The organism is Streptomyces sp. NPDC054757, assembly GCF_053612185.1.
Map to the genome: position 1 here is coordinate 43,377 of NZ_JBSHBW010000022.1, position 19,747 is coordinate 63,123.

The following is a 19,747-nucleotide window of genomic DNA, read 5'->3' on the forward strand; positions in this document are numbered from 1 at the left end:
CGATGTGATGTGGACTTTGTCTCAGGGACTTGTTTATTCCAACGCAATGTCGAATACCGGTTCGCGGGTCTCGTTATATGCAAGAAGGCCCTTACGCTCGTGTTATCGGCCTTCTGGTAAATACTTTCGCGAGTATGCACTCGGCATTTCTTCCCGGCCGAAGCTGCCGCACCGCCGCCCTCCCAAGATCGTTTGAGCTGGCGCGGCAGGGGTGCGGACCCGTGGAGCGGGAGGTGAGATGGGCCACGTGAGAGTCGCGCGGTCTCGCGTACGCTGACGGCTCGCTCGCCCGTCGAAGCCGGGCCGCGGAGGGCATCCGGCCCCCGCTCGCCCGCCGAGCGCGAGGGAGACACTGCTGTGGGAGGTACGCGCATGTCAGGGACGTCCGTGACCGGCCGGCGCCCGCGCGTCGCCGTCGCAGCCGGCGCCAACCGCTGGGTCGTGCTCGTCGTCCTCTGTGTCAGCCTGCTGCTGGTCGCCCTCGACGCGACCGTCCTGCATGTCGCGGTCCCCGCCGTCACCGAGGACCTGCGCCCGGGGGCGATCCAGCTGCTCTGGATCGTCGACGCCTATCCACTGGTCTGCGCCTCGCTGCTGATCCTCTTCGGCACGCTCGGCGACCGGGTGGGCCGCCGGCGTGTTCTGCTGATCGGTTACGCCCTCTTCGGCGCGGCCTCGGCCGTGGCCGCCTTTTCTCCCACCCCCGGGCTCCTGATCGGGGCACGGGCCCTGCTCGGTGTCGGTGGCGCCATGATCATGCCGGCCACCCTCTCGGTGCTGCGGGCCGTCTTCCCCGACCGCAGGGAACGCGCCGTCGCGATCGGGGTGTGGACCGCGGTGGCCGCGGTGGGCGCCGCCATCGGACCGGTGCTCGGCGGATTCCTGGTGGAGCACTTCTGGTGGGGCTCGGTCTTCCTGATCAACCTCCCGCTGATGGCGGTGCTGCTTCCGCTGGCCCGCTGGGTGCTGCCCGAGTCGCGGGGCAGCGCGGACGGTCCGTGGGACGTGCTCGGTGCGCTGATGGCGGCGGCCGGGGTGCTCGGTGTGGTCCTCGGGGTGAAGCGGATCGGCGGCGGCGAAGGGGTGCTCGGCGCCGCGACGCTCGTGCCGCTGGTGGCGGGAGCCGTGCTCCTCGTGCTCTTCGTCCGGCGGCAGCGCAGACGCGAGCACCCGCTCATCGACATCCGGATGTTCTCCCGGCCCACGTTCACCACCGCGGTCGGCTGCATCGTGATGGCCATGCTGGCCCTGGTCGGCCTGGAGCTGATCGCCGTCCAGTACCTCCAGCTGGTGCTCGGCCTCAGCCCGCTGGCGACCGGACTGCGGCTCCTGCCGCTCACCTTCGCCGCCATCACCGCCGGGGCGATGGGCTCCTGTGTGCTGCGCCGGGTCGGACCGCGCCGGATGGTCTGCTTCGGATTCGTGCTGACCGCGGCCGCCGTGCTCTGCCTCGTACGCATGGGGCCCCACGACGATCCGCTGCTGCTGACCTTCGCCTTCGTTCTGCTCGGCTTCGGCCTTCAGGCCACGCTCTTCGGTGCGTACGAGTCGATGCTCAGCGAGGTCCCCGCCGACCGGGCCGGGGGCGCGGCGGCGATCGGCGAGACCTCGTACCAGCTGGGCGCCGGTATGGGCATAGCGCTGCTCGGCAGTGTCATGAACGCCGCCTACGGTCCGTCGCTCAGATCGGTGCACGGGGTCCCGGCGGCCGCGAGCCACCAGGCCGCCAACTCGCTGGGCGAGGCGTACCAGGTGGCCACCCGGCTCGGCGGTCCCGCCGGGACCGCGCTGCGCAGCGCCGCCCGGGACGCCTTCGTGCACGGGCTGCACATCACCCTGCTCGTCAGCGCCGGTCTGCTGCTGCTCGGCGCGCTCGCCGCGCTGCGGCTGCCCCCGGAGATGGAGTGCGCGGCCCTCGCCGGGGAGTCCGGGCGCATCGGGGGCCCGCAGGCGGAGCGCACGGAAACCGGCCGGGCGGCCGTCGGGCAGCCGTCCGACGGGCGGGCCCGCGAGGCCCTGCCGCAGGGGGCCCCGTCCGCTCTCCAGCGCCCGGTGCCCGCCGACGCGGCCGGGTCTGGACGAGCGGGACGCTGAGCCGTAACGTCGGCGGAACCCCGTAACTAACGCTGCTAGTTTTATCCGTTGTCCGTGCGAGCCGCCGGAGGCACCCCCATGTCCGCACCGTCCAAGCTGCCGCCCTTCGACCCCGCCGACCCCATCGGCCTGGACGACCTGCTCGGCGACGACGATCTCGCGATCCGCGGCACCGTCCGCGCCTGGGCGGCCGACCGGGTACTGCCGCACATCGCCCAGTGGTACGAGGAGGGGGAGCTGCCCGGTATCCGTGAGCTCGCCCGCGAGCTGGGCTCCATCGGCGCGCTCGGCATGTCACTCCAGGGGTACGGCTGCGCGGGCGCCACCGCCGTCCAGTACGGCCTGGCCTGTCTGGAGCTGGAGGCGGCCGACTCCGGGATCCGCTCGCTGGTCTCCGTACAGGGATCCCTCGCGATGTACGCGATCCACCGCTTCGGGTCCGAGGAGCAGAAGCAGCGGTGGCTGCCCGGCATGGCGGCGGGGGAGATCATCGGCTGCTTCGGGCTCACCGAGCCCGACCACGGCTCGGACCCGGCCGGGATGCGGACCCACGCGAAGCGCAGCGGCACCGACTGGGTGCTGACCGGGCGCAAGATGTGGATCACCAACGGCTCGGTGGCGGGCGTCGCCGTCGTCTGGGCGCAGACGGACGACGGGGTCCGCGGTTTCGTCGTCCCCACGGACACGGCCGGATTCTCCGCTCCCGAGATCCGGCACAAGTGGTCACTGCGCGCCTCGGTCACCAGTGAGCTGGTGCTGGACGAGGTCCGGCTGCCGGCCGACGCGGTGCTGCCCGGGGTCACCGGGCTCAAGGGGCCGCTGAGCTGTCTGAGCCATGCCCGGTACGGGATCGTCTGGGGGGCGATGGGCGCCGCCCGTGCCAGCTTCGAGGCCGCGCTCGACTACTCACGGACGCGCGAGCAGTTCGGCAGGCCGATCGGCGGCTTCCAGCTCACCCAGGCGAAGCTCGCCGACATGGCGGTCGAACTCCACAAGGGCATCCTGCTCGCGCACCACATCGGGCGGCGGATGGACGCCGGGAGGCTCCGGCCGGAGCAGGTCAGCTTCGGGAAGCTCAACAACGTGCGGGAGGCGATCGAGATCTGCCGCACCTCGCGCACGATCCTCGGCGCCAACGGGATCTCGCTGGAGTACCCGGTGATGCGGCACGCGACCAATCTGGAGTCGGTGCTGACCTATGAGGGCACCGTCGAGATGCATCAACTGGTGCTCGGCAAGGCGCTCACCGGTCTCGACGCGTTCCGGTAGACCCGGGGCCCGGCCGCTGGGGCCCGGCCGTCGGGGCCCGCAGGCCCGGGACCCGTCAGATCCGGAGCCCGGCAGAGCTGGGCCCGGAGGCTCCGGGACCGCTCGGCCGCCGGCCGGGCCGGGCTCCGGGGGGTTCCCCGGAGCACCGCCGGTCCGGCTCCGGCTCAGCTCTGGTTGAAGAAGCCGTCCTCGGTGGACCGCCCGGCGGCCTCCCCGCTCACGATCTTCGTGTCGGACGGGGTCAGCAGGAAGACCCGGTTGGCCACGCGGTCGATCGAACCGCGCAGGCCGAAGATCAGCCCGGCGGCGAAGTCCACCACGCGCTTGGCGTCGGCGGGCTCCATCGACGTGAGGTTGACGATCACGGGAACACCGTCCCGGAACATCTCGCCGATGCCGCGGGCGTCCCGGAAGCTGTCGGGCGTGATCGTCGCGATCCGGCGGCTCTGCGCCTGCGCCGCCTCGGACGCGACCCTGACCCTGGGGTCGGTCACCCACGCCTCGGCCGGAGCCTGGGACTCGGCGCCCTCCGTGTAATCGTCGTCGTAGTAGCGGTCGTCGTCGTTGTCCTCGACGAGCCCCAGCCAGGCACTCGCCTTGCGTACCGATCCCATGGACGCCTCCTTTCGCCGCGGTCCCTCTGCGTTCTGCCCCCATCGTCGTCCATGATGTGGATCGCGCGCCAAGTGGATAGTCGGCGCGCAGGGCATTCGTGACGGTACTGGTGCAGAAGTTGTGGCGGTTCGTCAGGTTTCTTCCTACGTACGACTGCTGACAGAATGAAAATAGGATGTCTCCAGCCGTATGGGTGACGGTGGGGTCGTACGGGTGAAAGAGCCGCTCGCTACGATGCCGGGGACGTCGGCACACACCGTGCGGCGTCGGTGGAAGAGGCTCGGGGGAGCGCCGTGTTCGGAATCGTCAGGCCCTGTGCGCACCGGCTCTCCGCAGGGCTGCGGGCCGAGTGGACGGCCCATCTCTGCGGACTCTGCCTGGCGCTGCGCGGCGACCACGGCCAGTTCGCGCGGATCGCCACCAACTACGACGGCCTGATCGTCTCCGTGTTGACGGAGGCTCAGACAGAGCGGCCCACCGGTCATCGGCGGACCGCGGGCCCCTGTCCGCTGCGCGGGATGCGCACCGCACCCGTCGCACGGGGCGAGGGCGCCCGGCTCGCCGCCGCGGTCTCGCTGGTGCTGGCATCGGCCAAGATGCGGGACCATGTCGCCGACCGTGACGGGCTCCTGGCGCGCAGACCGGTCGCCGCTGCCGCCCGCCGCGTCGCCACCCGCTGGGACCGTGCCGGTGCGCGGACCGGTGCCGAGCTCGGGTTCGACACCGCACTCCTGGTCGACGCCGTCGACCGGCAGACCGGGATCGAGGCGCTCGCGGGGCCCGGCACACCCCTGCTCACCGTCACCGAGCCGACCGAGACCGCCACCGCGGCGGCCTTCGCGCACACCGCCGTACTCGCCGGCCGACCGCAGAACGTCCGGCCGCTCTCCGAGGCCGGACGGCTCTTCGGGCGCCTTGCCCATCTGCTCGACGCCGTGGAGGACCGGGAATCTGATGCCGCGTCGGGTGCCTGGAACCCGCTGACCGCGACCGGTACCTCCACCGGCGAGGCCCGCAGACTCTGCGACGACGCCCTGCACGGCATACGGCTCGCACTGCGGGACGCCCAATTCGCCGACGACCGGCTGGCCCACGTACTGCTCGCCCATGAACTCGGGCGCTCAGTCGACCGGGTATTCGGCGGGAGCTGCGCCCACCGGGAGCCCGGACCCCACGGTTCGCCGCCGGGATCCGACCCCGGCGTCCCGGAGGACGGCGACCCCGGCCGGCACGGGCACCGTGGTCAGGAGAGCCGCCCTCCGCGGGGCTTCCTCGCGGGGTGCGCCGTCGCCACCGGGCTCTGCTGCACCTGCCAGGTCTGCTGCTCATCCGAGTTCGAGGGCCCCTGGTCGAGGCGTAAGCGCGAGGGCTGCTGCAACGACTGCGACTGCGGGGACTGCGGCGACTGCGGTGGTTGTGACTGTGGCGGGTGCGACTGCGGTTGTGACGGCTGTGACTGCTGCTGCCCCTGCGACGGCTGCTGACCGGCTCCCGTGCGCTACTTGATCTCGGGCGGCGAGATGCGCGACTCCTTGATCCCGGACGGTACGGTGCCCCACTTCTTCAGGATGCGCCGGTACGTCCCGTCCTTGATCAGCTGATTCACCGCGGCCCGGAAGGCCGGAGCCAGCGGAGTCCCCTTCTTGAAGGCGAATCCCACATCGAGGCGGTGGAACTCATTGAGGAACCTCAGCCCCGGCTGCTGCCGGACGGCGAAACGCAAGCCGTTGATCGTCGACATCACCACATCGCTGCGGCCCTGCTGGAGCGAGCCCCAGAGCGCGGCGGTGTCCGCGTAGGTCTGGACCTTGTACGGCTTCTTGCCCGAGGCCGCGCACTGTTTCTTCGCCGCTTCGAGCGTCGCCTCGAAGGTGGTGCCCGCGCCGGTCGCCACATTCAGGCCGCACAGCTGGGTCAGCGCGGTGACCTTCCGCAGCTTGCTGTCCTCGCGTACGGCGAAGCCCTGGCCGTCGTTGATGTACGTGACGAAGTCGATCGCCTTGCGGCGCTCGTCGGTCACACCGAAGTTCCCCACGCCCAGATCGAATTTGCCGCTGTCGAGCGCGGGCAGGATCGTCTCGAAACCGGCGGCCTCGCGCTTCAGCTTCAGACCGAGCGTCCTCGCCGCGGCGTCCGCGAAGTCGATGTCCTGGCCGGCCATGGTCTTGCCGTCGGGCAGATAACTGGTGCCGGGCGGGGTCCCGCCGACGGCGGTCGCCAGTGTCAGGGTGCCGCCTTTCCGCAGGCCGGCGGGGAGCAGCGCGACGGCCGCGGGATCGGCGCGTAGGTCCGAGACCACGTCCCGGGTGGGGAGCGCGGCCGACTTCGCCACGGACTTCGAACCGCTGCCCGTGGTGGCAGGGTCGCCCGAACCACAGGCCGTCAGGGCCAGCGCGGCCGCGGTGATCAGAGCGGAGGCAGCGCCTCTTCGGGTCTTGCTCATGATGTCGGAATCTCCAGAACAGCCCGCAGGAGAAGAGCGGGCAGGGGGAAACAGAAAGGGAACAGCGGGGGAGCCGAGGCGAGGGAGAGCGAGGGGAGGGGAGAAAGACGCTGCGCAGGTGAAGGCGTGAGTGATCAGCGCGATGCCGCACCGCGGATGCGCGGCGGGACCGTGTGAAAGGGGCCCGGAAAAGGGCACTGGAGTGAACGCGGACGCGGTACGCGGAAGAGCGCGCAGCGAGAGGGTGCGGGGGTCAGCTCAACAGGAAGAGGACCACACACGACCGAAGTCGATGTGGGAGCGCGTGACCAGCCACTGCTGCGGATGCATGGCCCAAGTGGAACAGGCATCCGTTTCCCCGTCAACTGCCGCAAGACGGAACGCCCACAGTGTGGACACCCTTGACAGAGCATGTAACCAGCCCCGTACCTTCAGCAGTGGACCGTGCTGAGGGGCTCGGCCCGCTGCCGCATCGCGTGAAGGCACCACCGTGTTCGATCTCTGCATCCACGGAGCCTTCTCATGTCCGCGTCGTCAGACACCCTTCCCTCACTCTCCCTGGCACCACCCGCGGACGACGACCCGGTGCCGCGCATCGTGCCCGTCCGCCGTACCGGCCAGTGGGCGGCGGCCGCCGTGGTGCTGGTGCTCCTCGCCGGCGCCCTCACCTCCGTCGTCCGTAACGACGCCTTCCAATGGGGCGTCGTCGGCGACTACTTCGCCACCACCGCCGTACTGCGCGGACTCGGCCTGACCCTCTGGCTCACGGCGGCCGTCATGGTGCTCGGCTTCGCCCTCGGCACCCTGCTCGCCGTCATGCGGCTGTCCGCCAACCCGGTGCTGCGCGCGGTCGGCTGGGGGTACGTCTGGCTCTTCAGGTCGACGCCGATCCTGGTGCAGCTGCTGTTCTGGTTCAACATCGGAGCGCTCTACCCGCAGATACTCGGCGTCAGGACCGTCAACCTGCTCGGACCGGTCACCGTCGCCATCGTCGGACTGACCCTGCACGAGGCGGCCTACGCGGCCGAGGTCGTACGCGGCGGCATCCTCTCCGTCGGACGGGGCCAGATCGAGGCCGCCGAGTCGCTGGGGCTCGGCCGCCTGCGCAGGCTGCGGCGGATCGTGCTGCCGCAGGCCATGCGGTCGATCGTGCCGCCCGCGGGCAACATGCTCATCGGCACCCTCAAGGGCACCTCGATCGTCTCCGTCATCGCCGTACAGGACCTGCTCTACTCCGTACAGCTCGTCTACCACCGCACCTACCAGGTCATCCCGCTGCTCCTTGTCGCCACCCTCTGGTACGCGCTCGTCACCTCCGTGCTCAGTGCCGGGCAGCACTACGTCGAGCGGTACTACGCGCGCGGTGCCCGGTGAGGGCGTCCGTCGCGGTGGTCGGCGCCGGGCCGCGCGGCACCGGTTTCCTGGAGCGGCTCGCCGCCAACGCCCCCTCGCTGTACGGGAACAGGCCGCTCGACATCCACCTGATCGACCCGTACCCGCCGGGCGGCGGGCGCATCTGGCGGCAGGACCAGTCCCCGCTGCTGTGGATGAACTCCATGGCGGGCGACGTCACCATGTTCACCGACGAATCCGCCCAGCCCCTGGAAGGACCCGTGCGGCCGGGTCCCGACTTCGCCGAGTGGTCAGGGGCCGACCCGCAGTCCTTCCCCAGCCGGCAGGCGCAGAGCGGCTATCTGCGCTGGGTGTACGAGGAGGCCGTGGCCGCGCTGCCGCCGGGCTCCACGGTGCGCGAGCACCGGACGCGCGCGGTACGGGTCAGCGGCCCGGCCCACGGCCGCCAGCAGGTGTGGCTGGAGGGGGAGGCCGAACCGGTCGTCGCGGACCTGGTGGTGCTGACCGTCGGCCACCTCGACGCCGACCCCGACGAGGAACAGCGGGAGCTGGCCAGGTTCGCCCGGCGGCACGGACTGGTGCATCTGCCGCCCGCCTTCACCGCCGACTGCGACCTGTCCGTACTCGAAGCCGGTGAACCGGTCGTCGTCCGCGGCTTCGGTCTCGCCTTCGTCGACCTGATGGTGCTCCTCACCGAGGGGCGCGGCGGACGGTTCGACGCGCGGGGGGAGTACCTGCCCTCCGGCAGGGAGCCGGTCCTGTACGTCGGATCGCGGCGCGGAGTGCCGTACCACTCCAAGATCGGCTACACCTGGACCGGTGAACGCCCGCCGCTGCCAAGGTTCTTCGGCCCGGAGCAGGTGGACGGGCTTCTCGCCGGGCCGGGCCCTGTCGACTTCGACCGTGAGGTACGCCCGCTCATCGACCGGGAGCTCGGGTACGCCCACTACCACCGCCTCTTCACCGTGCACCCCGGGCGCACCACCGTCGACTGGCCGGTCTTCGAGGAGAAGTACGCCGCGGCCGCCACCGCGGCCGAGCTGGCCGCGCTGGCCGAGGACGCCGTACCCGACCCCGCCGACCGCTTCGACCCCGTGGCGCTCGACCGGCCGCTCTACGGCGTACGCCATGACTCCTTCGACGCGCTCCAGGAGGGGCTGCGCGGCTATATCGAGGCCGACCTCACCCGCCGCCATGACCCCGCGTACAGCCCGGACCTGGCCGTCTTCCTCGGACTGCTCTCGGTCTACGGGCAGTTGACCCGCCTCGGCGACACCGGAGAGGGCGGCGCCCGCTGGCACGGCTTCTTCAGCTATCTGGCGTCGGGCCCGCCGGGGCCGCGGCTGCGCCGGCTCCTCGCCCTGTCGCGGGCCGGGGTGGTGCGCTTCCTCGGCGCCGGGATCACCGTGACCGCTGACGAGAGCCGCGGGGTGTTCAGCGCGGGCAGTGCGAGCGTGCCGGGCGCGCGCGTCGAGGCCCGCGCCCTGGTCGAGGCGAGGCTGCCCGCGCCCTCGCCGGCGCGCACCCGCAGCGCCCTGCTGAACGCGTTGTACGAGGACGGGGCGCGGTCGAGCACGGCCGGGCTGCTGGTCGTGGACCCGGCGGACGGGCGGGTCGTGGAGCGCGGAACGGGGCCGCATCCACGGCGCTTCGCGCTCGGCCCGCACACCACGGGCCGCTCGGCCGGCGCCTTCGCGAGACCGCGTACGAACGCCCCCGCCTTCCGGCAGAACGACGCCACCGCGCGCGCCGCCCTCACCCTGCTCAAGGAGACCGCACGATGACAGCGAGCCTGACCAAGACCGGCCTGACCAGGACCGGCCTGGCGAACACCTCGGCTCCCGAGCGGGATCCGGCCCCCGGCCCGGCCCCCGCCATGGTCGAGATCCGGTCTGTGCACAAGAGCTTCGGCTCCCTCGAAGTGCTGCGCGGTATCGACCTGACGGTCCGCACCGGTGAGGTCACCGTCGTCCTCGGCCCTTCGGGCTCCGGGAAGTCGACCCTGCTGCGGACCATCAACCACCTGGAGAAGGTGGACCGCGGCTGGATCAGCGTGGACGGTTCACTGATCGGCTACCGCCGCTCCGGCGACCGCCTCTACGAACTGCCCGAGCGCGAGGTGCTCAAGCAGCGCACCCGGATCGGTTTCGTCTTCCAGAACTTCCACCTCTTCCCGCACCTGACCGTCCTGGAGAACATCACCGAGGCCCCCGTGGCCGCCCTCGGGAAGCCCAGGAAGCAGGCCGAGGCGGCAGCGGCGGAGCTGCTGGCCCGGGTCGGGCTCGCCGACAAGGCGGACGTCCACCCGGGCAGGCTCTCCGGCGGACAGCAGCAGCGGGTGGCCATCGCCCGCGCGCTCGCCCTGGAGCCCAGCCTGCTCCTCTTCGACGAGCCCACGTCCGCGCTCGATCCGGAACTCGTCGGTGAAGTCCTCGACGTGATCGCGGACTTGGCCGCGCGCGGTACCACGATGATCGTCGTCACCCATGAGATCGGCTTCGCCCGGGAGGCCGCCGACACGGTGGTCTTCATGGACGGCGGCCGGATCGTGGAGCAGGGGCCGCCCGCCGCCGTACTCGACCACCCGGAGCACGAGCGCACCCGCGCCTTCCTCTCCAAGGTCCTGTGAAAGGACACCTGACCATGACAGTGCCCCGCCCTCTCCACCTCGCCGCCGAGATCGGCGGCCGGCCGTGTTACGACGCCGGGTACTACACCCGGCTCGCGCTGCTCGCCGAGCGCGGCACGCTCGACTTCGTCACCCTCGACGACTCCTTCGCCCGGCCGGGACCCGACGCGCTGGCCGTGCTCGCCCGCGTCGCGCCGCGTACCCGGAGGATCGGTCTCGTACCGGCCGTCACCACCACCCACACCGAGCCCTTCCATGTCTCGTCGGCCGTCGCCACCCTGGACTGGGTCAGCCGGGGCCGGGCCGGCTGGAGCACCACGGTGTCGGCGTCCGCCGCCGAGGCCGCCCTCTTCGGACGGCGGGAGGCCGCGCCCCGCGCGGAGCTCTGGCACGAGGCGGGCGAGGTCGCCGACGTGGCGGCCAGACTGTGGGACAGCTGGGACGACGACGCGGAGATCCGCGATGCCGTCACCGGCCGGTTCATCGACCGCGACCGGCTCCACTACACCGACTTCACCGGCCGTACGTTCTCCGTCCGGGGGCCCGCCATCGTGCCCAGACCGCCGCAGGGCCACCCCGTCACGGTGGTCGACGGAACCGGCGCCGAGGCCCGTGAGGCGGCGGTCCGTCATGCCGATGTCGTACTCGTCCGCGCCGAGGATCCGCTGACCGCCCGTACCTTCAGGGAGGAGATCAGGAACCGGGTGGCCGCCCACGGCCGCAGCCCCGACCAGCTGCGTGTCCTGGTCTCGCTCCCGGTCGAACTGCACACCAGCGCCGACGCGGTGGGCCTGGCCCGGCTGATCGCCGACTGGTACGCGCAGGACGCGGCCGACGGCTTCCAGCTGCTCCCCGCCGATGTGGAGCGCGACCTCCCGCTGATCGTCGACGGGACGGTCCCGGTGCTCCAGCACCACGGCCTGCTGCGCCGCTTCTATCCGGGTGCGACGCTCCGCGAGCATCTGGGTCTCGCCCGCCCCGCGGGCCGGTACGCGCAGGACCGGCGGGTCCCCGCCGGCCCGCAACGGCCGCACGCGCGGGACGCCGTCGCCGGGAGGAAGCCGTGACAGGACCGCGGGAACCGCGGAAGCAGATCCATCTCGCCGCGCACTTCCCGGGCGTCAACAGCACCACCGTCTGGACGGATCCGCGCTCACGGAGCCAGATCGACTTCTCCTCCTTCGAGCATCTCGCCCGGACGGCCGAGCGCGGCCTGTTCGACTTCTTCTTCCTCGCCGAGGGGCTGCGGCTGCGCGAGTACCAGGGGCGTATCCACGAGCTGGACGTGGTCGGCAGACCCGAGTCGGTCACCCTGCTCAACGCCCTGGCGGCGGTCACCGGACAGCTCGGTCTGGCGGCGACCGTGAACGCCACCTTCAACGAGCCGTACGAACTCGCCCGCAGGCTCGCCACCCTCGACCACCTCAGCGGCGGCCGGGCCGCCTGGAACGTGGTCACCTCGTCCGACGCCTTCACCGGGGAGAACTTCCGGCGCGGCGGCTATCTCGACCGGGCCGACCGCTACACCCGCGCCGCCGAGTTCGTCGCCACGGCGCGCGAGCTGTGGGACTCCTGGACCCCCGACGGCAGCCCGCGGCCCTTCGCCCACACGGGCCGGCACTTCGACATCGCGGGCGAGTTCACCGTCCCGCGCTCCCCGCAGGGTCATCCTGTCGTCATCCAGGCCGGGGACTCGGACGAGGGCCGGGAGTTCGCGGCCTCGTCGGCCGACGTGATCTTCACCCGGCACGGCACCCTGGAGGCGGGCCGGGCCTTCTACGCCGACACCAAACGGCGGCTCGCGAAGTACGGACGTGAGCCGTCGGAGCTGAAGATCATGCCGGGCGTCAGCTATGTGCTCGGCGACACCGCGGCCGAAGCCGCGGAGCGGGCCGCGGCCATCCGCGAGCAGCAGGTCTCCCCGCAGAACGCGATCCTCGCCCTGGAACAGATCTGGGGCCGGGACCTCTCCTCGTACGACCCGGACGGGCCGCTGCCCGAGTCCGACCCCGAACCCGGCTCGGACTTCGTCCAGGGGCGCGTCAGGGTGGCCGATCCGCTCTCCGTCGCCGCCAGGTGGCGGGCGCTCTCGCAGGAGAAGGGGCTGTCCATCCGGCAGACGGTCATCGAGACCACCGGGCGCCAGTCCTTCATCGGCACCCCCGATGCGGTGGCCGCCGAACTGCACGCGTTCGTGGCGGCCGACGCGGCCGACGGGTTCGTCCTCGTCCCGCACCTCACCCCGGGCGGGCTCGACGACTTCGTGGACCGGGTCGTGCCGCTGCTCCAGGAGCGCGGGGTGTTCCGTACCGCGTACACAGGCACGACGCTCCGCTCCCACCTCGGCCTCGCCGAGCCGGTATGGAAGGGTTGATCACATGACAGAAGGAACGGACAGGACGGGTGGCACCGGTCCCGCGGACCCGGTGGACGCAGCGGCCGACTCCACGGAGGCGGAGATCACGGAGGCAGCGGCCACGGACACGGCGGCCGCCGGACCGGACAGCTGGCGGGCGTGGCACGAGGAGCGCACGGCGGCGGTCTCCGCGCCCTACGGCCCGCTGGCCCTCACCGGCACCCACTGGCTGGACGACGCGCCGGACGGGCGGATCCCGGGCGTCGGGGGCCACTGGGCGGCGTCCGGCGACCAACTGGTGCTGACGGCCACCGCCGACGACGGGCTCTCGCTCGACGGGCAGCCGTTCACCGGCCGGGCCGCGCTCACCGCCGACCACGCCCCGGCCGCGCGGGCCCGCCTCGCCCAGGGCGGCCGGCGGCTGGCCGTGGTGCGCAGGGAGGGCCTCTGGGCGGTCCGCGTCTGGGACCCGGACTCGGCGAACCGGCGGGCCTTCGCGGGGATCGAGGCCACCCCGTACGACCCGGCGTGGGTGCTCCCCGGCCACTACCGGCCGTACGGCGCGAGCCGCACCGTCCAGGTCGCCAACGCCGACGGCCGCGACCGCGGTCTCGGCCTCTCGGGCGAACTCGTCTTCCGCCTGGCGGGCGAGGAGCACACCCTCCAGGTGGCCGAGGAGGAGGACGGCTCGCTGTGGGCGGTCTTCGCCGACGCCACCAGCGGTACGAGCAGTTACCGGTTCCGCTTCCTGCGGCCGTCCGCACCGGCCGCCGACTCCACGGTCAGCGTGGACCTCAACCGCACACTGCTGCCGCCCTGCGCCTTCGCCGAGCACTTCATCTGCCCCTTCCCGCCGCCGGGCAACACCCTTGCGGTCGCGGTCGCGGCGGGGGAGCGCAGGGCGCTCACGCACTGACCCGGGCCGACGCGATGGCCGCCCGGCCGGAAGGCGCTCTTGCGCCGGACGGCCGGGTCGCGTTCTATTCCAGGCAGCGCGTTTGTCAGGGACACGGCGGAACTGGCGCCGTCGTGCCTCTTGGCCGCGCCTCATGGGTCCCCCCACCGAAGGACCCGCGGATTCTCTTCCGGAGGAACTGATATGAGGATCAAGCGCACCACCCCCCACAGCGGCCCCGCGAGACGCGGCCGGCTGATCGCCGTGGCGTCCGGCCTGCTGGTCGCGGCTGCCCTCACCGTCCCCAGCGCCCACGCCGACCAGGCCAAGGCCTACAGCCCCCAGCAGCTCACAGCCGCGAGCAACGCGGTGCAGAGCGCGGATGTGGCGGGCACCGCCTGGTACACCGACAAGGCGACCGGCACCGTGGTCGTCACCGCGGACAGCTCGGTCTCATCGGCGGAGATCAGCCGGATCGAACAGCGGGCCGGGGCCAACTCCGGTGCGGTGCGCGTCGAGCGCACCTCCGGCACCTTCAACAAGCTCCTCAAGGGCGGCGACGCCATCTACACCTCGCAGTGGCGCTGCTCCGTCGGCTTCAACGTGCGCAGTGGCTCGACCTATTACTTCCTCACCGCGGGGCACTGCACCGAGGGTTCCCCCGCCTGGTACACCAACTCCTCCGGCACCACGAGCATCGGCCCGACAGCGGGCACCAGCTTCCCGGGCAACGACTACGGCATCGTCAAGTACACCAACTCCGCGGTGCCGCACGACGGCACCGTCGGCAGCCAGGACATCACCAGCGCCGGCAACCCGACCGTGGGACAGACCGTGACCAGGACCGGCTCCACCAGCGGTACCCACAGCGGCAAGGTCACCGCGCTCAACGCCACCGTCAACTACGGCGGCGGTGACGTCGTATCGGGACTCATCCAGACCACGGTCTGCGCCGAGCCCGGTGACAGCGGGGGCCCGCTCTACTCGGGCTCCAAGGCCCTGGGTCTCACCTCCGGCGGCAGCGGCGACTGCACATCGGGCGGTACGACCTTCTTCCAGCCCGTCACCGAGGCGCTGAGCGCCTACGGGGTCAGCGTCTACTGACCCACGCCGACACCAGGGGTGCGAGAGCCCCCGTCCGGGATTCCGGGCGGGGGCTCTTGCGCGCTTTTGAGAGGATGTCGGGGGGAGCGGGGAGCTCACAGGAGGCGGGGGCGTATGAAGCGCATCGGAGTCACCGGGCACCGCAGTATTCCGCCCGACGCCATCGCCCATGTACGGGAGGGGCTGCGCACCCTGCTCGGCGCCCATCAGGGGCCCCTGGAGGTCCTGTCGAGCCTGGCCGCGGGGGCCGACCAGCTCTTCGCGGGCATCGCACTCGAATGCGGCGCCGAACTGACCGCGGTCATTCCCAGCGGCGACTACGAACTGGGCTTCCGCGACGCGGGCGAACTGGCCGGCTACCGCCGCCTCAGGGGCCGGGCGGCCCAGGAGGTCCGGATGGACTTCCGGCACTCCACGGACGAGGCCTACTACGCCGCGGGCGCCTATATCGCCGACCACTGCGACCGGCTGGTGGCCGTCTGGGACGGCCTGCCCGCCCGCGGCCTCGGCGGTACGGGAGACATCGTCGACTACGCCCTGAAGGCGGGCAAGCCGGTGACGGTCATCTGGCGCGAGGGCGTGAAACGCGACTGAGAACGGCCGCTGCCGAAGGCGGGCCGGGGGCGGGACATCGTACGTGACGTACGGTCAACTTCCGTGCCGGGCAAGCCAGTCGGTGTACTGCGGTGAGACGACCCGCTCGGTCTCGTAGACCGCGGCCGACCACTGCTTCTCGGTGAGGGGGCTCTCCATCTCCAGATGCAGGGCCTTGAGCTTCTCTTCCACCAGGGCGTGCGCTGATATCAGCGGCTGGTGGCGGCGGAACTCGCTCCAGGCCACCCCCGAGGCGGCGGCGGCCGACACCACGGCGGCGACCTCGGTGTTCTCGGTGACGGAGAGGGCGCGCAACACCCCGAAGACCAGGGCGATCAGCGTCAGCAGGGCGAAGGCGCTGGACCACAGCAAGGCGGCCCCCCGGGAGACCTCCTGCTTGCGCCGGTACCAGGTGCGCTGCTCGATCAGCCGGTCCCGTACATAGGTCTCCTTGCGGACCCCGAACGACCTGCCCCGCAGGGAACGCATCCGAGGGGTTATCAGCTCGGCCCCCGGGGTCTCCTGGTCCCAGCCCACCGCCCGCAGCTCCTCCAGCTGTTCCCCGACCCGGCTGATGAACAGCGCGTCCGCGTCGGCCGATCCGGCGTCGAACGGTGCCCCGTGCACCGCGTAACGCCAGCACATGGACTTGATGAAGTCGGCTGCGGAGCGGTTGAGTTGCCACTCCGCCTTGGCCTTGCGGCGGGAGGTGCTGAAGGTCAGCAGCAGCACCCCGGCATACGCCAGGGCGCTCAGGACACCGATGGCCTGGAAGCCGCCCCCGAGCTCGGCCCGCCAGGGGATGGACGCCGTGGCGGCGCCGACCACCAGGAGCACCAGCTGGGCCCGGGTGGAACCCACGGCCTCGCCCTGCCGGGCGATGGCAAGGGCGTCGGCCCGGTGGAACAGCTCGGGCAGATCGGCATTGCGGAAGACCAGGCTGCGTTCTGGGTTCCGCCCAGGGCCGGGAAACGCCGTCACATGAACCCCCGTCTGCGACTTCAGTCTTCACTCTTTAGGTGGAATGGCATGTTCCGCAATTCTGGAGCACACTCTGTGCGACGTTCTTGTTGCGTCCGGTCGCGCTCAGTTGCCATCAGTCTGGTTGAGAGTAAAGTCGACCCGCCGACACTGCAACGGTGCAAGTATCGGCATTCCTGCCCATGTCCAGAAAACATCCCTCAAGGCGGCTCACCATGTCCGTAACCTCAGCCTCTTCCGCCGCTGTCAAGAAGCCGCGCGTTCCCCTGGCCGAGATCGATGTGCGCGGTACCGAGGCTGTCAAGCAGCTCGGCCGGGTCCTCTCCGTCTCGACCGGCCGTTCCATGCGGGCATCGACCTTCAATTCCGCGCTCTAGACTGGCGGAATGACAGGACCCCTGGTCCCATTCCGCGAGATCGTCCTCAAGGTCCACAGCAGATGCGATCTTGCCTGTGACCACTGCTATGTCTACGAACATGCCGACCAGAGCTGGCGCTCCCGGCCCAAGGCCATCTCCGACGAGGCGATCCACTGGACAGCTCTGCGACTGGCGGAGCATGCCAGAACCCATGACCTGCCCTCCGTGTCAGTGATCCTGCACGGAGGGGAGCCACTGCTGGCGGGCCCCGCACGACTGCGCCGCGTCTGCGAGGAGCTCACCGGGGCCCTGGAGGGGACCGCCGGGCTCGACCTCCGGATCCACACCAACGGCCTCCAGCTCAGCCCCCGCTACCTCGACCTGTTCGACGAGTTCCACGTCCGGGTCGGTATCTCCCTCGACGGCGACCGCGCCTCCAACGACCGGCACCGCCGCTTCGCCGACGGCCGCACCAGCCACCCGCTGGTGCTCAGGGCCGTCGAACTGCTCCGCCAGGACCGGTACGCCCCTCTCGACCTCGGTCTGCTCTGCACCATCGACGTGCTGAACGACCCGGTCGCCGTATACGACGCGCTGACCGATCTCGACCCGCCGCGTATCGACTTCCTGCTGCCGCACGCGACCTGGGACGACCCACCGCACCGGCCCGCCGGATCGCCGACCGCCTACGCCGACTGGATCCTGACGGTCTTCGACCGCTGGGACGCGCAGGGGCGGCGGATCCCTGTACGGCTCTTCGAGTCGGTCATCTCCACCCTCAACGGCGGTCCGAGCCTCACCGAGTCCCTCGGCCTGGCCCCCACCGACCTGGTGGTCGTGGAGACCGACGGCACACTGGAACAGGTCGACTCGCTCAAGAGCGCGTACGAGGGCGCCGCGTTCACCGGATTCGACGTCTTCAGCCACACCTTCGACGAGGTCGCCGCCCACCCCGGGGTCCGCGCCCGCCAGCTCGGCCTCGCCGGTGTCGGGCAGAAGTGCCGTCAGTGCCCCGTCGTACGGTCCTGCGGCGGCGGCCTCTACACCCACCGCTACCGCGCGGGCTCCTTCGACCAGGAGAGCGTCTACTGCGCCGACCTGGAGGCGCTGGTCCGTGGCATCGAGTCCCGCACGGCGGCGGCCACCACATCGCCCGCGCTCACCGACCTGCGGGAGCTGGACGCCGGACAGCAGGAGCTGACCCGCACTCTGCTCGCCGCGCTGCACACGGAGCTCGCGGGCCGCGGCGGCGAGGAGTGGGCACGGGCCTGGGAACTGGCCGGTGCGGTCGAGCAGCGGTCCGACGGTCTCGACACGGTGCTTGCCCACCCCTACGCCCGCAGCTGGCTGCTCAGTTGCCTGGACGAGCTGCGGCAGGGCCGGACCGGCGACCCGGGCAGGCTCGCCGCCCAGGTCGCGGCCGGTGCCCTGCGCGGCGGGCTCGACCTGCCCGTCACCGTCCCGTACGCCGGCGGCCTGCTGCAGCTGCCGACATACGGGGCGTTACGTCTGACCGGAGCCCCTGCGAGCGGCCACGCCGAGGTCCGCCGCGTCGAGAAGGGCTTCCTGGTCAGGAGCGCCGCCGCCGAACTGCGTGTGCCGCGCCCTGACGAGGCCACCGCCGACTGGCAGCCGCTGCGCCGGACCGACTGCGACGGGGCCCCCGACCTCGCCCTCGACGACCTCGATCCGTACCGCGACTGCTTCGGTACGCCGGTGGGGGAGCGCCTCACCCTGGCCGGCGCCGCCGACTGGAGCCGCCGGTTCGCGCACGCCTGGTCCGCGCTGCGGGCGGCCGTCCCCGGGTACGCGCGGGAGGCCGCGGCCCGGCTCACCACGGTGACGCCGCTGACCGCGGGCGAGCCAGCCGTGGGCCGGCACGGCCTGGGGGCCATCGGTGTCCCGCTGCCCGGTCTCACCCCCGAAGGGCTGCTGCGCGCGGTGCGCAGAGCCGGGCTGCGCGCGCTCCTGGACGTCACCGATCTCTTCGCCCAGGACGGCACCTGGCTGCACCGGATGCCCTGGCGGCAGGAGCCGGTACCGGTCTCGGAGGTGCTGGCCGGCGCCTACGAGGGCGTGGCGCTCGCCGCGTACGCGGGGGCGGCCGGGAAGGGGCACGGGAGAGAGAACCGTGCGCGCACCCTGGCGCACACCCGGCAGGCGCTGGAAGCTCTGGAGGGTGCGGCCGAACTGACCGTCAGTGGCAAGAGCCTGGCCGCCGCCCTGTGGGACGAGTGGGAGGAGGCCGCCCGTGGCTGACGGAGCCGGGACGGCCGCCGGGCTGCGCGCGCTCGGTGTGACGGAGGGGACGACCCTGCTGGTGCACGCCGCGCTCGGCGGTACCGGGCTGGACGCGCGGGCGCTGCGCGACGCGCTCCTTGAGGTACTGGGGGATGACGGGACGCTGGTGGTCCCCGCCTTCACCCCGGAGAACTCCACGACATCGGCGGCCCATCTGCGGCAGACCGCCGGGCTCACCGAGGAGGCCAGGGCCCGCTTTCTCGACGCGATGCCCGCCTTCGATCCCGCCCGCACGCCGTGCCCCGGGATGGGCCGGCTGGCTGAATGCGTAAGGCTCTCCCCGGGGGCCGTACGCAGCGGCCATCCGCAGACCTCGTTCGCCGCGCTGGGCGCGCGCGCCGAAGAGCTGGTAAAGGACCATCCCGCCGACTGCCACCTCGGTGAGGATTCGCCGCTCGGCAGGCTCGCAGCCGCCGGTGCGCAGGAGCTGATGATCAATGTGGGATTCGGGGTGTGCACCTCTTTCCACCTCGCTGAATACCGAATTCCGGATATCCCGACGCAGCTGTACCGCTGTGTGGTCAGTACGGGCGGGCGGCGTCAGTGGTTCGAATACCGGGACATCGCACTCGACGACAGTGATTTCGAACTGATCGGCGCCGATTTCCCCCGCGGGAGCCTCCGGGAAGGGAAGCTGGGCAGAGCGGCCGCCATGGTGTTCCCGATCAGGGAAGCTGTGGGGCACGCGCAGCAGTGGATGACCGAAAAGCGGCGTTGATTGACCGAACGTCGACGGGGTGGAGACTCTTCCCTC

At 71.6% G+C, this 19,747-nt stretch carries 17 protein-coding genes; 14 read left to right on the forward strand and 3 right to left on the reverse strand.

Features of this window, described 5'->3' with window-relative positions; all coding sequences use genetic code 11:
- The first annotated feature begins 372 nt into the window (after window positions 1-372).
- Entirely contained in the window at window positions 373-2,094 is a 1,722-nt protein-coding gene (locus ACWGKJ_RS24140) for an MFS transporter (RefSeq protein WP_385029502.1), read from the forward strand.
- Between the two features lie 78 nt (window positions 2,095-2,172).
- Complete coding sequence (locus ACWGKJ_RS24145) at window positions 2,173-3,363, forward strand: acyl-CoA dehydrogenase family protein (protein ID WP_385029499.1); 1,191 nt, start codon at window positions 2,173-2,175, stop codon at window positions 3,361-3,363.
- Window positions 3,364-3,527: 164 nt separating this feature from the next.
- On the opposite strand, the gene ACWGKJ_RS24150 is transcribed toward ACWGKJ_RS24145, so the two are convergent.
- Window positions 3,528-3,977 carry a cell division protein SepF gene (locus ACWGKJ_RS24150; protein ID WP_385032154.1) on the reverse strand — a complete coding sequence of 150 codons (450 nt, stop codon included), beginning with the start codon at window positions 3,975-3,977 and terminating at the stop codon, window positions 3,528-3,530.
- Between the two features lie 294 nt (window positions 3,978-4,271).
- Here ACWGKJ_RS24150 and ACWGKJ_RS24155 point away from each other — a divergent pair, with 294 nt between their 5' ends.
- Window positions 4,272-5,462, forward strand: a complete 1,191-nt coding sequence (locus tag ACWGKJ_RS24155; protein WP_385032152.1) for a DUF5685 family protein — start codon at window positions 4,272-4,274, stop codon at window positions 5,460-5,462.
- A 14-nt stretch (window positions 5,463-5,476) separates the two neighbouring features.
- On the opposite strand, the gene ACWGKJ_RS24160 is transcribed toward ACWGKJ_RS24155, so the two are convergent.
- Window positions 5,477-6,421 carry an ABC transporter substrate-binding protein gene (locus ACWGKJ_RS24160; protein ID WP_385032149.1) on the reverse strand — a complete coding sequence of 315 codons (945 nt, stop codon included), beginning with the start codon at window positions 6,419-6,421 and terminating at the stop codon, window positions 5,477-5,479.
- Between the two features lie 522 nt (window positions 6,422-6,943).
- Here ACWGKJ_RS24160 and ACWGKJ_RS24165 point away from each other — a divergent pair.
- From ACWGKJ_RS24165 to ACWGKJ_RS24200, 8 genes are all read left to right on the forward strand, one after another.
- Window positions 6,944-7,795, forward strand: a complete 852-nt coding sequence (locus ACWGKJ_RS24165) for an amino acid ABC transporter permease (protein WP_385032146.1) — start codon at window positions 6,944-6,946, stop codon at window positions 7,793-7,795.
- Window positions 7,792-9,558, forward strand: a complete 1,767-nt coding sequence (locus tag ACWGKJ_RS24170; RefSeq protein WP_385032143.1) for an FAD/NAD(P)-binding protein — start codon at window positions 7,792-7,794, stop codon at window positions 9,556-9,558. The genes ACWGKJ_RS24165 and ACWGKJ_RS24170 overlap by 4 nt, the downstream gene beginning before the upstream one ends.
- 92 nt (window positions 9,559-9,650) lie before the next feature.
- Window positions 9,651-10,403, forward strand: a complete 753-nt coding sequence (locus ACWGKJ_RS24175) for an amino acid ABC transporter ATP-binding protein (RefSeq protein WP_385032161.1) — start codon at window positions 9,651-9,653, stop codon at window positions 10,401-10,403.
- Between the two features lie 14 nt (window positions 10,404-10,417).
- Complete coding sequence (locus ACWGKJ_RS24180) at window positions 10,418-11,470, forward strand: LLM class flavin-dependent oxidoreductase (RefSeq protein ID WP_385032141.1); 1,053 nt, start codon at window positions 10,418-10,420, stop codon at window positions 11,468-11,470.
- Window positions 11,467-12,777 (forward strand): NtaA/DmoA family FMN-dependent monooxygenase, encoded by a 1,311-nt coding sequence (locus ACWGKJ_RS24185; RefSeq protein WP_385032138.1) that lies wholly within the window; start codon window positions 11,467-11,469, stop codon window positions 12,775-12,777. The genes ACWGKJ_RS24180 and ACWGKJ_RS24185 overlap by 4 nt, the downstream gene beginning before the upstream one ends.
- A gap of 4 nt (window positions 12,778-12,781) precedes the next feature.
- Entirely contained in the window at window positions 12,782-13,675 is an 894-nt protein-coding gene (locus ACWGKJ_RS24190; protein ID WP_385032135.1) for a DUF1684 domain-containing protein, read from the forward strand.
- 183 nt (window positions 13,676-13,858) lie between these two features.
- The gene (locus ACWGKJ_RS24195; RefSeq protein WP_385032132.1) at window positions 13,859-14,758 is read left to right on the forward strand and encodes a S1 family peptidase; all 900 of its coding nucleotides are present in this window, start codon (window positions 13,859-13,861) and stop codon (window positions 14,756-14,758) included.
- A 114-nt stretch (window positions 14,759-14,872) separates the two neighbouring features.
- Window positions 14,873-15,352: a hypothetical protein gene (locus ACWGKJ_RS24200; RefSeq protein WP_385032128.1), complete on the forward strand. Its 480-nt coding sequence runs from the start codon at window positions 14,873-14,875 to the stop codon at window positions 15,350-15,352.
- A 54-nt stretch (window positions 15,353-15,406) separates the two neighbouring features.
- Here the strand turns inward: ACWGKJ_RS24200 and ACWGKJ_RS24205 are convergent, their stop codons facing one another.
- Complete coding sequence (locus tag ACWGKJ_RS24205) at window positions 15,407-16,291, reverse strand: DUF4231 domain-containing protein (protein WP_385032157.1); 885 nt, start codon at window positions 16,289-16,291, stop codon at window positions 15,407-15,409.
- 257 nt (window positions 16,292-16,548) lie between these two features.
- Between ACWGKJ_RS24205 and fxsA the strand changes: the two genes are divergently transcribed.
- Genes fxsA through ACWGKJ_RS24220 form a run of 3 tightly spaced genes read left to right on the forward strand, consistent with a single transcriptional unit; the run spans window position 16,549 to window position 19,711 of the window.
- Entirely contained in the window at window positions 16,549-16,710 is a 162-nt protein-coding gene (gene fxsA / locus ACWGKJ_RS24210) for an FxSxx-COOH cyclophane-containing RiPP peptide (RefSeq protein WP_385032125.1), read from the forward strand.
- Window positions 16,711-16,719: 9 nt separating this feature from the next.
- Window positions 16,720-18,951, forward strand: coding sequence for a radical SAM/SPASM protein FxsBH, inactivated beta-hydroxylase extension form (gene fxsBH / locus ACWGKJ_RS24215; RefSeq protein ID WP_385032122.1), 2,232 nt, complete (start codon window positions 16,720-16,722; stop codon window positions 18,949-18,951).
- Window positions 18,944-19,711 carry an aminoglycoside N(3)-acetyltransferase gene (locus tag ACWGKJ_RS24220; protein WP_385032119.1) on the forward strand — a complete coding sequence of 256 codons (768 nt, stop codon included), beginning with the start codon at window positions 18,944-18,946 and terminating at the stop codon, window positions 19,709-19,711. The genes fxsBH and ACWGKJ_RS24220 overlap by 8 nt, the downstream gene beginning before the upstream one ends.
- Window positions 19,712-19,747 lie beyond the last annotated feature (36 nt).

Excerpts from the sequence above, each read along its gene's own strand:
- ACWGKJ_RS24160 (WP_385032149.1), bottom strand. The coding sequence starts at position 6,421 with ATGAGCAAGACCCGAAGAGGCGCTGCCTCCGCTCTGATCACCGCGGCC.
- ACWGKJ_RS24140 (WP_385029502.1), top strand. The coding sequence starts at position 373 with ATGTCAGGGACGTCCGTGACCGGCCGGCGCCCGCGCGTCGCCGTCGCA.
- ACWGKJ_RS24175 (WP_385032161.1), top strand. The coding sequence starts at position 9,651 with ATGGTCGAGATCCGGTCTGTGCACAAGAGCTTCGGCTCCCTCGAAGTG.
- ACWGKJ_RS24150 (WP_385032154.1), bottom strand. The coding sequence starts at position 3,977 with ATGGGATCGGTACGCAAGGCGAGTGCCTGGCTGGGGCTCGTCGAGGAC.
- ACWGKJ_RS24180 (WP_385032141.1), top strand. The coding sequence starts at position 10,418 with ATGACAGTGCCCCGCCCTCTCCACCTCGCCGCCGAGATCGGCGGCCGG.
- fxsBH (WP_385032122.1), top strand. The coding sequence starts at position 16,720 with ATGACAGGACCCCTGGTCCCATTCCGCGAGATCGTCCTCAAGGTCCAC.
- fxsA (WP_385032125.1), top strand. The coding sequence starts at position 16,549 with ATGTCCGTAACCTCAGCCTCTTCCGCCGCTGTCAAGAAGCCGCGCGTT.
- ACWGKJ_RS24200 (WP_385032128.1), top strand. The coding sequence starts at position 14,873 with ATGAAGCGCATCGGAGTCACCGGGCACCGCAGTATTCCGCCCGACGCC.
- ACWGKJ_RS24190 (WP_385032135.1), top strand. The coding sequence starts at position 12,782 with ATGACAGAAGGAACGGACAGGACGGGTGGCACCGGTCCCGCGGACCCG.
- ACWGKJ_RS24165 (WP_385032146.1), top strand. The coding sequence starts at position 6,944 with ATGTCCGCGTCGTCAGACACCCTTCCCTCACTCTCCCTGGCACCACCC.
- ACWGKJ_RS24195 (WP_385032132.1), top strand. The coding sequence starts at position 13,859 with ATGAGGATCAAGCGCACCACCCCCCACAGCGGCCCCGCGAGACGCGGC.
- ACWGKJ_RS24145 (WP_385029499.1), top strand. The coding sequence starts at position 2,173 with ATGTCCGCACCGTCCAAGCTGCCGCCCTTCGACCCCGCCGACCCCATC.